9 protein-coding genes are annotated in these 11,206 nt (G+C 66.9%); 6 read left to right on the top strand and 3 right to left on the bottom strand.

Annotated elements, in window-relative coordinates; all coding sequences use genetic code 11:
* A partial coding sequence (locus AC1DY5_RS26175; RefSeq protein ID WP_478116109.1) for a VCBS domain-containing protein occupies positions 1-2,913 on the bottom strand: 2,913 nt, incomplete at its 3' end.
* A 246-nt stretch (positions 2,914-3,159) separates the two neighbouring features.
* On the opposite strand from AC1DY5_RS26175, the gene AC1DY5_RS26170 reads away from it, so the two are divergent.
* Genes AC1DY5_RS26170 through AC1DY5_RS26145 form a run of 6 tightly spaced genes read left to right on the top strand, consistent with a single transcriptional unit; the run spans position 3,160 to position 10,009 of the window.
* The gene (locus tag AC1DY5_RS26170; protein ID WP_478116107.1) at positions 3,160-4,191 is read left to right on the top strand and encodes a LacI family DNA-binding transcriptional regulator; all 1,032 of its coding nucleotides are present in this window, start codon (positions 3,160-3,162) and stop codon (positions 4,189-4,191) included.
* A 32-nt stretch (positions 4,192-4,223) separates the two neighbouring features.
* On the top strand, positions 4,224-5,834 hold the full coding sequence (locus tag AC1DY5_RS26165; protein WP_478116105.1) for an FAD-dependent oxidoreductase: 1,611 nt from the start codon (positions 4,224-4,226) through the stop codon (positions 5,832-5,834).
* 42 nt (positions 5,835-5,876) lie between these two features.
* Complete coding sequence (locus tag AC1DY5_RS26160) at positions 5,877-7,151, top strand: ABC transporter substrate-binding protein (RefSeq protein WP_478116104.1); 1,275 nt, start codon at positions 5,877-5,879, stop codon at positions 7,149-7,151.
* 30 nt (positions 7,152-7,181) lie between these two features.
* Positions 7,182-8,093 carry a carbohydrate ABC transporter permease gene (locus tag AC1DY5_RS26155; protein ID WP_478116102.1) on the top strand — a complete coding sequence of 304 codons (912 nt, stop codon included), beginning with the start codon at positions 7,182-7,184 and terminating at the stop codon, positions 8,091-8,093.
* Positions 8,083-8,922 carry a carbohydrate ABC transporter permease gene (locus AC1DY5_RS26150; protein ID WP_478116101.1) on the top strand — a complete coding sequence of 280 codons (840 nt, stop codon included), beginning with the start codon at positions 8,083-8,085 and terminating at the stop codon, positions 8,920-8,922. The genes AC1DY5_RS26155 and AC1DY5_RS26150 overlap by 11 nt, the downstream gene beginning before the upstream one ends.
* A gap of 25 nt (positions 8,923-8,947) precedes the next feature.
* Entirely contained in the window at positions 8,948-10,009 is a 1,062-nt protein-coding gene (locus AC1DY5_RS26145; RefSeq protein WP_478116099.1) for an ABC transporter ATP-binding protein, read from the top strand.
* Positions 10,010-10,048: 39 nt separating this feature from the next.
* Here AC1DY5_RS26145 and AC1DY5_RS26140 read toward each other — a convergent pair whose 3' ends face one another.
* The gene (locus AC1DY5_RS26140) at positions 10,049-10,831 is read right to left on the bottom strand and encodes an exodeoxyribonuclease III (protein ID WP_478116111.1); all 783 of its coding nucleotides are present in this window, start codon (positions 10,829-10,831) and stop codon (positions 10,049-10,051) included.
* A 64-nt stretch (positions 10,832-10,895) separates the two neighbouring features.
* Positions 10,896-11,206, bottom strand: a 311-nt coding sequence (locus AC1DY5_RS26135; RefSeq protein ID WP_478116097.1) for a hypothetical protein, incomplete at its 5' end; no start/stop codon positions are given.

Here is an 11,206-nt window from a genome sequence, read left to right as displayed (position 1 = left end):
GGTGTCGTTGCCGGCGCCGCCGGTCAGCGTGTCGGCGCCTGCCCCGCCGACGATGCGATCGGCGCCGGCGAGTCCGTTGATCTCATCGTTGCCACCGCCGCCGCGCAACTGGTCGTTCGACGTCGAGCCCGTGATCGTGTCGGCGAATGCCGTGCCGATGACGCCCTCGAAGTTCTTGTAGTTGTCGATGCCAAGGCCTGCAGCACTGGCATTGAAGATCGTCGCGCTGCTGCCTTGCGTCAGCATGAACGTGATCCCGGCCGTACCGTCCGAGAAGTCGAGCAGGTCTGCGGTGCCGCCTGCGCCGTCCAGCGTGTCGTTGCTGGCGCCGCCGCGGATGATGTCGTTGGATGTGCTGCCGATGAGGGTGTCTGCCAAACCCGTGCCGATCACGCCTTCGATGTTCTGATACCTGTCATTCTTGCCGAGCCCGGCGGTATCGTCGGCAATGCTGGTCAGTGCCGCACTTTGGACCAGCGTGAAGTTGGCCGCCACGGTCCCGTCCGAGAAGTCGAGCAGATCCTCGGTGCCGTCGCCGCCGTCCATCGAGTCGTTGTTGCCGATGCCGCCTCGCAGGACGTCGTTGCCGGCGCCGCCCGTCAGCGTGTCGTTGCCGTCGCCGCCAATCAGGAGGTCATTGCCGCCAGAGCCGATCAGCGTGTCGGCCCCGTTGCCGCTCCCTCCGACGAAGACGTCGCCGGCCGCACCGCCCGTCAGGTTGTCGGCGCCGCCGCGGCCATCGATGAAGGAGGCTTGATAGGTGCCGGTCGAGCTGAGGTTGATGGTATCGGCGCCGTTGCCGCTGGACAAGGCTCTGATGTCTATCGTCGCCGTTGCGGTCGAGGTGCCCCCGGCGCCGTCCGACACGGTGTACTGGAAGCTGCCGGCCGTGGCTCCCGCTGTGCTGCCGCTGGTGAAGCTGATCGTGCCGTTGGCAGCGTCCAGGGTCAGGCCGGAAATTCCGACCGCGCTGCCGACGCTAGTGATCGACAAGGCAAGGCCGTCGATGTCGGTATCGTTGCCGAGCAGTGAGTTCACGGAGAGCGTGACGAGTGTGCTGTCTGACACGATGATCCTGTCGGCCACCGCGACCGGGTCGTCGTTCACGGCGCTGACGGTGATGCTCGCCGTGTCGGTCGCGTTCGAGAACGCGGAGCTGCCTCCATGCATCACGGTACTCACAGTGGTGCCCGCCGTGCCGCTCGTCTGATCCCAGGCGCGGAAGGTGATGCCTTCGCTGACCGTCCCGTTGAAGTTCGAGCTGCCCTGGAAGTAGACACGCGTGTTCGCGTCCGCAGCCAGCAGCAGCGCGGATGCGTCCGACACCGCACCCACCGTCGCCCAGCTTGCGCCGCCATTGGTTGAGTACCACCAGCTTCCGTGGGTCTCATTCACGCCGGTCAGAGCGATGCCGGTGAAGGCGCCGCTGTCCGCATCAGTCACGTTGTCGAGGCCGCCGGCCGGCGGGTTCATATTCACGAGGTTCGACACTAGCGTCCCGACAGCCCCGGCCGGTGCGCCGGCATCCTCGTTGACCGATCCCAGGACCGGCGTTGGGGCAGCACTCAGGACGGGTGCATCGTTGGTGCCGGTGATGGTCACGGTCACCAACTGGTTGGCCGTGCCGTCGAGCGACACCGCGGTGAAGCTGTCGGTGAGCGACTGGCCTGCGCCCAGTTGCTGGATCGCCGCCTGGCTGTTGCTGGCGGTGTAGCTCCAGCTGCCATCGGCCGCCAGCGTGAAGCTGCCGTAGCCATTGCTGCCGGCGGTTCCCGCCTGGGCCGCGAAGCTGGACTGGCCCGCATCGACATCGGCAATCGTCAGCGCACCGCTGGTCGCGATGTTGCCAGCGACCACCGCCACGTCTTCTTGCACCGCACCGCTGGCCGCGCCAGCGATCACCGGCACATCGTTGGTGCCGGTGATGGTCACGGTCACCAACTGGTTGGCCGTGCCGTCGAGCGACACCGCGGTGAAGCTGTCGGTGAGCGACTGGCCTGCGCCCAGTTGCTGGATCGCCGCCTGGCTGTTGCTGGCGGTGTAGCTCCAGCTGCCATCGGCCGCCAGCGTGAAGCTGCCGAAGCCATTGTTGCCGGCGGTGCCCGCCTGGGCCGCGAAGCTGGACTGGCCCGCATCGACATCGGCAATCGTCAGCGCACCGCTGGTCGCGATGTTGCCAGCGACCACCGCCACGTCTTCTTGCACCGCACCGCTGGCCGCGCCAGCGATCACCGGCACAACATTGGCGCCGGCATGGGTCGGACTGCGTTCGACGCCGTCAACAAGAATTCTCAAAGTCTCAGTCATTTGGACCGTCAGCGTGGACGACCCAAAGGTAAATACGAAATCGCTCGCCGAACCGTTGGAAACCTCCCCTGTCCTTGCGTTCGTCACGGCGGCGAGATGGGCCATATAGGCGGTAATCTGTGTCTGGATGGCGGACTCCAGCCACTGCGCTCCGGTGAGCTGAAGTTCAAGCGTATCGATGCCCGATCCGCCCGTGTAGACGTCCTTGGTACCCGCGGCGCTGTTTTCCGTGACGTTGTAGACGAGGGTGTCGGCGCCGGAACCGCCATTCAGTTGGTCGCTGCCACTTCCGCCATTCAGAACGTCGTTCCCTGCGCCGCCATTCAAGGAATCGCTTCCGGCGCCCCCATTGACGACATCGTTGCCATTGCCGCTGTTGATGACGTCATTGCCGCCCGTGCCGCCGATGATGTCGTTGTCGTTGGATCCGGTGATGGTAGGCATTGATTTCCTTAATGTTGGAGTGAGCGCCTGCTCGTTTCGGGTGACCGGGATCTGGGCTTGCGAGGCAACTGTTACTTGCTCATGGGATCGGTTCCCTCGCAGAGAGCCCGAAATGGGGTGGTCATGTAACCATTTATAACTAAATGTACAACGAAAGGTCAATACGCGGAAACTTCCGTGGCGACGCGGAAAGCGTGACTTTTCTCTCATAGGCGCGACCGGAGGAGGCGAACGGCTGAGTCGGCGGGTTTGCCGGTGTGCAAGCGGGGGCGGGGAACGACATCGACGAGCCCGCGGGGCCGCGCCACGGGAAATCCCTCCCCATTCGGCCCTTGAATTGTCGAAAAATCTCAAGATAATGCGCATTAGCAATCTGCTAATACGCATAATCAACACCATTCGCAATTCATGGCCTCCCACCGTCGCGTCACCCAGCTCGACATCGCCAAGCTCGCCGGCGTGAGTCAGGCGACCGTGTCGCTGGTGCTCAACGGCGCCAAGAACGCGCTGGCGCGCATTCCGCAGGAAACCCGCGAGCGGGTGCAAAAGCTCATCCGCGAGACCGGCTACGTGCCCGACCCGATCGCCCGGCGCATGGCCAAGGGCTCGAACCGGATCCTCGGCGTGTTCACCTACGAGCCGGCCTTCCCGAGTGCGCAGGCCGACTTCTTCCTGCCCTTCCTTTTCGGCATCGAGGAAGAAGCGCAGGCGTGCGGCTACGACCTGCTGCTGCTCACCGGCGCCGGCCAGGGCGCGCAGCGAAAGATCTTTGCCGAGGAGAGCCGGCTGCGCATCGCCGACGGCTGCATCGTGCTGGGCCGCGCCTTCGACCGCGACGAACTGCAGCGGCTGGTGGCGGGCGACTATCCCTTCGTGGCTATCGGCCGGCGCGAGGACGCGGGCGCGCCCGTGCCCTTCGTCGGCGCCGACTACGCCACCGCCACCGGGCAGCTGGTGCAGCAGGCGCGCGCCCTCGGCCACACGCGCTTGGCCTACCTCGGCCCCACCGATACCGCCGAATCCACGGCCGACCGCTGGCGTGGCTTCCATGCCGCGCTCGGCACCGACCTGCGTATCGCGTTGCACATGACCGACACCGCGGGCACCGATGCCGCATTGGTGGACGCGGTGCTGCAAAGCGGCGCCACCGCCGTGTTCTGCGTCGAGCTGGCCGATGCGATGCGACTGGAGGCGGCGGCCCACGCGCGCGACTTGCGCCTGCCGCAGCACCTGTCGGTGATGGCGCTGGGCTCGCACATGCGCGCCGAGAGCAGCCGCACGCGCTTCGCGTCCTATCGCATCCCGCGCGAGGAGATGGGCCGCCAGGCCACCGCGATGCTGGTGCGGCGCATCGAAGGCGGCGCGGGCGAGCCGGTGCAGCAGGCGCTGCTGCCCTGCGAGCCGATCGCCGGCGACACCCTGGGGCCGGCGCCGCGCTGATTCCAACGAACAAGCAGGAAGACTGACACAGCATGCAAGAACTGAAGACCGACATCCTCATCGTGGGCGGTGGCCTGGGCGGCGTCGCCGCCGCGCTCGGCGCGCTGGAGGCGGGGCGCCACGTGGTGATGAGCGAGGAGTACGACTGGATCGGCGGTCAGCTCACCAGCCAGGCCGTGCCGCCAGACGAGCACACGTGGGTCGAGCAGTTCGGCATCACCCGGCGCTACCGGCAGCTGCGCAACGGCATCCGCCAGTACTACCGCGACCACTATCCGTTGACCGAGGCCAGCCGTGCCTGGCCGGAGCTGAACCCCGGTGCCGGCTGGGTTAGCCGCGTCTGCGCCGAGCCGCGCGTGGGGCTGGCCGTGCTTGAGGCCATGCTCGCGCCTTACCGCGGCGCCGGCCTGCTGACGGTGCTTCAGCCGTACCGCCCGGTGGCGGCGGACACGCAGGGCGACACGGTGCGCGCCGTCACCCTGCGCCACCGCGACAGCGGGCGCGAGGTGACGGTGGCGGCCGCCTACGTGATCGACGCTACCGAGCTGGGCGACCTGCTTCCGCTCACCGGGACCGAGTACGCCAAGGGCTTCGAAAGCCAGGCCGACACGGGCGAGCCGAGCGCGCCGGCCACGGCTCAGCCGGACAACGTGCAGGCGGTGTCGATCTGCTTCGCCATCGACCATGTCAAAGGCGACCAGACCATCGACAAGCCGAAGAACTACGACCGATGGCGCACCGTCCAGCCCGGCTTCTGGGGCGGGCCGTTGCTGGGCTTCAAGGCGCCGCTTCCGCGCACGCTGGAGATCGTCGAGCGCACTTTCACGCCCAACCCGGACGACGACCCGCTGCGGGTGGACGCTGACCAGCGCAAGGGCGGCGGCGACCACAACCTGTGGACCTTCCGGCGCATCGCGGCGCGCCGCAACTTCGTGCCGGGCGCCTACGCCTCGGACATCTGCTTGGTCAACTGGCCGATGATCGACTACATGGAAGCCTCGATCATCGACCTGCCCGAGGCCGAAAAGCAGCGCCACCTGCAGGCCGCGGCCGAGCTGTCGTACGCGATGTTCTACTGGCTACAGACCGAGGCGCCGCGCGCGGACGGCGGCACCGGCTTTCGCGGCCTGCGCCTGCGCGGCGACATCACGGGCACCGAGCATGGCCTGGCGATGGCGCCCTACATCCGCGAGAGCCGGCGCATCCTGGGCGTGACGCGCATCGTCGAGCAGCACCTGTCGCATGCCGTGCGCGGCGAGCAGGGCGCGGTGAAGTACCGCGACAGCGTGGGCGTGGGCATGTACCGCATCGACCTGCACCCGTCCACCGGCGGCGACAACTACATCGACGTGCCCTCCTGCCCCTTCGAAATTCCGCTGGGTGCGCTGCTGCCGCGGCGCATGACCAACCTGCTGGCCGGTGGAAAGAACATCGCCACGACCCACATCACCAACGGCTGCTACCGCCTGCATCCGGTGGAATGGAACGTGGGCGAGGTAGCCGGCATGCTGGCAGCGCACTGCCTGAACACCGGCGCGACGCCACACCAGGTGCGGGCGTCGGACGCACAGCTGGCCGCGTTCCAGGCGCGGCTCGAGCAGGCAGGCGTGCAGTTGCACTGGCCCGACGTGCGGGCCTACTGAATTTCATCGACCCCGACATTCACCAGAACCGAGGAGACACACATGGCCCATCCCATCCGCAAACGTTCGCTGCTGGCTGCCCTCGCCGGAGCGCTGGCGCTGTCCCTGGCCGGCGCCGCGATGGCGCAGGAGGTCAACCTGCGCATGACCATCTGGAGCGCCAACGAGGCGCACCTGAAGCTCTTCAACGACATCGCGGAAGGCTTCAAGAAGGACAACCCGAACGTCAATGTGCGCTTCGAGCCGCTCCCCTTCGAGAACTACACCACCGCGCTGACCACGCAGATCGCCGGTGGCAATCCGCCGGACATGGCCTGGATCTTCGAGACCGCGGCCTACGACTTCGTCAATTCGGGCGCGCTGGTGCCGCTCACGGCGGCGCTCGATGGCACGGCCGGCTACAACCTGGGCGAGGTGCCCGCCAGCGCCACCGAGCGCTGGAGCCGGGACGGCCAGCTCTACGCCTATCCCTTCTCGACCTCGCCCTTCGGCGTGTTCGTCAACAACGACTTGATCAAGAAGGCAGGGGCCAAGACGCCGGCCGAGCTGATCGCCGCCGGCCAATGGACCTGGCCCAATGCCATCGCTACCGCCCAGGCGGTGGCGCAGTCGCAGCCCGGCAAGGGCGGGTTGGTGGTGCGCGACTTCAACTACCAGGCCTGGCAGTTCCTGTCGTCGGTCACCTACGGCTGGGGCGCCACACCCTGGAGCGCCGACGGCAAGCGCTGCACCCTGGCCGACAAGCCCATGGTGGATGCCTTGACCTTCGTGCACGACGCGGTGTTCAACAAGAAGGCCATGCCCGGCCCGGGCCAGAACGTGGACTTCTTCGCCGGCGATGCGGCCATGACCATCACGCAGATCAGCCGCGCCTCGCTGCTGCCCAAGGACAAGCCCTTCGCCTGGGACCTGGTGCCCCTACCCAAGGGACCGGTGGGCGAGTACGCGTTGGTGGGGCAGGCCGGTGTCGGCGTGCTCAAGGCGAGCAAGAACGCGCCCGCCGCCACGCGCTTCGTGGCTTACATGACAAACCCGGAGAACTCGGCCAAGCTCGCGCAGTTCTTCCCCTCGGCGCGCAAGTCGCAACTCAACGCGCAGACGCTGGGCAAGACCAATGCGCTGCTGTCGCCGGCCCAACTGGACGCGGTGGTGGTCTCGGGCATCTCGAGCGGCAAGCTGATGCCGGGCCACACCGGCTTCGCGCGGCTGCAGCAGATGGTGCGCTCGGGCATGGACGCGGTCTGGCAGCCGCAGGCGAACATCCAGGCGGCGATGCAGTCGGTGTGCGGCCAGATCGGCCCGCTGCTGGCGCAATAGGCGAAAGCGCAGCCGGCGATGCATCGAGCGATGACCGAGCCGCAGCACGCGCCGCGTTCGTTCTGGACGATGGCTCGGCGCGACAGCGCGGCCGGCTACCTTTTCGCCGCGCCGCAGTTGGCCGGCATCGCGCTGTTCGTGTTGCTGCCGCTGGCGCTGGTGTTCTGGTATTCGCTGCACGAGTGGAACGTGCTGGCCAACACCTTCAGCTACACCGGCGCGCAGAACTACCAGCAGCTGCTGCAGGACCCGACGCTGCCGAGCGTGCTGGGTGCCACTGTCCTGTTCTGCGCCGGACTGGTGGTGTTCAACCTCAGTCTGGCGCTGCTTCTGGCCGTGCTGCTCAACCAGAAGCTGGCCGGCATCACGCTCCTGCGTACGCTGTTCTTCTCGCCGGTGGTGGTGTCGCTGGTGGCCTGGACCATCGTCTGGGGCTTCCTGCTGCAGCACAACGGCGGCATCAACGGGATGCTGGCGCTGGTGGGCATCGAGGGGCCCAACTGGCTGCGCTCGCCCGGCACCGCGATGGTGTCGGTGATCGTGGTGCAGGTGTTCAAGAACGTGGGCCTGAACATGGTCCTGTTCCTGGCCGCGCTGCAGGCCGTGCCGCGCGAGCTGTACGAGGCCGCGCGCATCGATGGTGCGCCGGCGTGGCGGCAGTTCCGGCGCATCACCTTGCCACTGATCAGCCCGACCGTGCTGCTCACCTCCATCATCACCATCGTCGGCTCGCTGCAGGTGTTTGCGCAGATCGCGGTGCTCACGCAGGGAGGGCCGGGTGTGTCGACCACCGTCCTGGTGTACTACCTGTACCAGCAGACCTTCCAGTTCCACCGCTTCGACTACGGCTCGACGCTGGCGGTGCTGCTGTTCGCCATCGTGGCGCTGCTGACCCTGGCGCAGTGGCAGCTGCGCAGGAAGTTCGTCTTTCATGAACAGTGAACTCTCGCCGCGCGTGAAGGTGGCGCTCTACGGGCTGATGTGCGTGCTGCTCATCCCCTTCGTGTTTCCCACGTGGTGGATGGTGACATCCTCGCTCAAACAGATCAGCGAGATCTTCGTGTTCCCGCCCCAGCTCTTTCCCGCCCACCCGGACTGGAGCAGCTACCGCCAGGTGTTCAGCATCCAGCCCTTTGCGCAGCAGTACTGGAACTCGGCCTACATCGCTGCCCTGGTTACCGCCGGAACGCTCGTCGTCTCGTCGATGGCCGGCTACGCCTTCGCGCGCATCCGCTTTCCGGGTGCGAATGCGCTCTTCGTCGTGGTGCTCACCGGCCTGTTGATTCCTTCGGAAGTCACCATCGTGCCGCTGTTCCAGCTTTTCCTGAAGCTGGGGCTGGTGAACACGCACTGGCCGCTCCTGCTGATCCCGGTGTTCGGCGCGCCCAGTGTGTTTGCCACCTTCGTGATGCGCCAGTTCTTCATCACGCTGCCGCTGGAGCTGGAAGAGGCGGCGCGGGTGGATGGACTCGGGCGCTTCAAGATCTTTCGCACCATCGCGCTGCCGCTGGCTCGGCCTGCGCTGGCGTCGGTGGCCATCTTCACCTTCCTGCACAGCTGGAACCTGTACCTGGAGCCGATCGTGTTCCTGTCCACGCCCAGTATGTTCACGCTGCCGCAGGCACTGACTCAGTACACCGACGCCTATGGCGGACCGATGTGGAACATCCAGCTGGCGGCGGCCACGCTCACCGCGCTGCCGGTGCTCATCGTGTTCGTGCTGGCGCAAAAGCAGTTCGTCGAAGGCCTGGCCCACACCGGGCTCAAGTGATCGTTGTCAAACACCAATCGCATTCATGGCAGAAGTCCAGCTCGCCCAGCTCCAGAAGCACTACGGCACCACCGCGATAATCCACGGCATCGACCTGTCGATCCGCGATGGGGAGTTCGTCGCGCTGGTGGGCCCCTCGGGCTGCGGAAAGTCCACGCTGCTGCGCATGATCGCGGGCCTGGAGTCGGTCACGCAGGGGCGCATCCGCATCGGCACGCGCGACGTGACCGAACTGGACCCGAAGGACCGCGACATCGCGATGGTGTTTCAGAACTACGCCCTCTATCCGCACATGACCGTGGCGGCCAACATGGGCTTCTCGCTGGAACACCGCGGCCGGCCCAAGGCCGAGATTGCGCAGCGGGTGCGCTGGGCGGCCGGCGTCCTGGGCTTGGCGTCGCTGCTCGAACGCTATCCGCGCCAGCTCTCGGGCGGCCAGCGCCAGCGCGTGGCCATGGGCCGCGCCATCGTGCGCGACCCGCAGGTCTTCCTGTTCGACGAGCCGCTGTCCAACCTGGACGCCAAGCTGCGCATCGTGATGCGCGGCGAGATCAAGGCCTTGCACCAGAAGCTCAAGACCACCACCGTCTACGTAACGCACGACCAGGTCGAGGCCATGACCATGGCCGACCGCATCGTGGTGCTCAACGCCGGGCGCGTCGAGCAGGTGGGCGCGCCGCTGGAGTTGTTCGACCGGCCGGCCAACCTGTTCGTGGCCGGCTTCATCGGCTCGCCGGCCATGAACTTCATTCCCGGGCACTGCACGTCCGAAGGCTTTGCCACGGGCGGCGGCCTTTTGCTGCCCATGCCCGGGGCCGCCGCGCACGCCGGCCGCGAGTCCATCTACGGCGTGCGCCCGGAACACCTGGAGCCCTGCGCGGCTGGCGAAGGCATACCGGCGCAGGTGCTGCTGGTGGAACCGTTGGGCTCCGAGACCCAGCTCAGCCTGCGGCTGGGCGAGATGCCGGTGATTGCGCTGGTTCGCGAGCGCCTGGCCGTGATGCCGGGCGACACCTTGCACCTGCGGCCGAAGGCGGGGACGATGCATCTGTTCGATGCGGCAGGCAGTGGCTCGCGCCTGGAATGAGCGTTGCCTGGCAGGCTGGCTCCCGTTCGCCGTGCCTCATCAAGCATTCGGAATATCGACTTCGATCCAGGCCGGAGCATGGTCGCTCGCGCCGGGACGTCCGCGCACTTCGCGGTCCACGCCGGCGGCTCGCAGCATTGGCGCGAGTTCGGCGCTGACCAGCAGATGGTCGATGCGCAGGCCCGCGTCGCGCGCATACCGGTTGCGCCAATAGGTCCAGAAGGTGAAGGGCACGCGGTCGGGGTGGCAGACGCGGATCGCGTCGATCCAGCCCTGCTTCAACAGGCGTGCGAAGCCGTCGCGGCTCGCGGGTTGAAGCAGCGCGTCGTCGCGCCAGGAGGCTGGGTTGTAGATGTCGGCGTCGGTCGGTACCACGTTGTAGTCGCCGGCCAGCACGACGGGCAGGCCGCTTTCAAACAGCTTCTTCGCGTGCGCGCTGAAACCTTCGAACCAACTCAACTTGTAGTCGAACTTGGGTCCCGGCTGCGGGTTGCCGTTGGGCAAGTAGAGGCAGCCGATCACGACGCCGTCGACGACCGCTTCGATGTAACGGCTCTGCGAGTCAGCCTCCAGGCCGGGCACGCCGCGCCCGGTTTCGATCGGCTCACGCCCGCGCGCCAGAATGGCCACGCCATTCCAGGAACGCTGCCCGTTCGTGACGACCCCATAGCCGGCCTCGCGGATCGCGTCGACGGGGACGTTGGCGTCTGGCGACTTCAGCTCCTGCAGGCAGGCGACGTCCGGCTGCGACTCGGCAAGCCATTCGAGCAAGCGGTCGAGCCGGCTGTTGATGCCGTTGACGTTGAAGGTGGCGATCTTCATCAACGAGGCCGATTTCACGAAAGCGGTCTTTGAATGGGTAGCCGCTTGCCCTCCCGCAGCCTCGCTACAGCGACAGCAGCCGGTGCAGGAAGGATCGGTAGCGTCGCAGGGTCACTCGCAGATCCTCGGTCGAGCTCGAGTCCGCTTGCGTCACCTGCGCCTCGAGGCGGCTGCGCTCCCAGGTGAAGGTTTCGCTCAGGCTGCGCAGCACCTGGTGCACCAGTTCATCGGCCTTGTGCACCGCCTGCCGAGGGTCGTCGACAAAGCCGATCTGCACGGCGTCCCAGCCGCGGCGGAAATTCTCCGCAACGTCGGTCGGGAAGAGCGGCTCGAGGTCCTCGCGGTCGCTCCGCTGGGCCTCGGCCCGCTCATCGC

The organism is Variovorax sp. P4_D9, from assembly GCF_056401695.1.
Note: the sequence above shows the minus strand (reverse complement) of the source record. Positions and strands in the feature narration are given on the sequence as shown.

Coding starts and splice junctions, on each gene's coding strand:
- AC1DY5_RS26170 (WP_478116107.1), top strand. CDS start 3,160: ATGGCCTCCCACCGTCGCGTCACCCAGCTCGACATCGCCAAGCTCGCC.
- AC1DY5_RS26160 (WP_478116104.1), top strand. CDS start 5,877: ATGGCCCATCCCATCCGCAAACGTTCGCTGCTGGCTGCCCTCGCCGGA.
- AC1DY5_RS26150 (WP_478116101.1), top strand. CDS start 8,083: ATGAACAGTGAACTCTCGCCGCGCGTGAAGGTGGCGCTCTACGGGCTG.
- AC1DY5_RS26165 (WP_478116105.1), top strand. CDS start 4,224: ATGCAAGAACTGAAGACCGACATCCTCATCGTGGGCGGTGGCCTGGGC.
- AC1DY5_RS26155 (WP_478116102.1), top strand. CDS start 7,182: ATGACCGAGCCGCAGCACGCGCCGCGTTCGTTCTGGACGATGGCTCGG.
- AC1DY5_RS26145 (WP_478116099.1), top strand. CDS start 8,948: ATGGCAGAAGTCCAGCTCGCCCAGCTCCAGAAGCACTACGGCACCACC.
- AC1DY5_RS26140 (WP_478116111.1), bottom strand. CDS start 10,831: ATGAAGATCGCCACCTTCAACGTCAACGGCATCAACAGCCGGCTCGAC.